Below are 387 nucleotides of genomic sequence, written 5' to 3'. Positions count from 1 at the left end.
CCCGCAGCTCGACCTCGGGCGGTGCTGACGGCTCGTCGAGGATGCGGATCTCGGCGACCCGGTCGAGCCGGAAGGTGCGGCGCGCCTCGGAGCGCCTGCACCAGGCCTCGACATACGTGTGCCCGACGCTGACCAGGCGGATGGGGTCGATCTCCCGCTCGGTGACCTCGTCGCGCGCGGGCGAGTAGTAGCGGATCCACAGTCTGCGGCGCTCGGCGATGGCCCGGTCGACGTCCGCGAAGACGCCGCCCTCGGACTCGAAGGTCACCGACAGCCGGGCGCTGGCGCCGGCCGCCTCGCCGGCCGCGGTCTCCACCTTCGCGGTGGCCCGCAGCAGCGCCTGCCGGTCGCCCTCGCGCAGCCCCGGCAGCGTGGCCACGGCGCGGG

Annotated in this window: 1 protein-coding gene; it reads right to left on the bottom strand. The window is 75.7% G+C overall.

All coding sequences use genetic code 11. The annotated features are described in order from the left end of the window. The coding region (locus B7767_RS36460; RefSeq protein WP_143652833.1) for a WYL domain-containing protein at positions 1 to 387 on the bottom strand (387 nt) is incomplete at both ends.

It is taken from the genome of Streptomyces sp. 13-12-16 (assembly GCF_002114215.1).
Classification (GTDB): domain Bacteria; phylum Actinomycetota; class Actinomycetes; order Streptomycetales; family Streptomycetaceae; genus Streptomyces.
The sequence above is the reverse complement of the archived record's forward strand: the minus strand, read 5'-3'. Positions and strand labels throughout refer to the sequence as shown.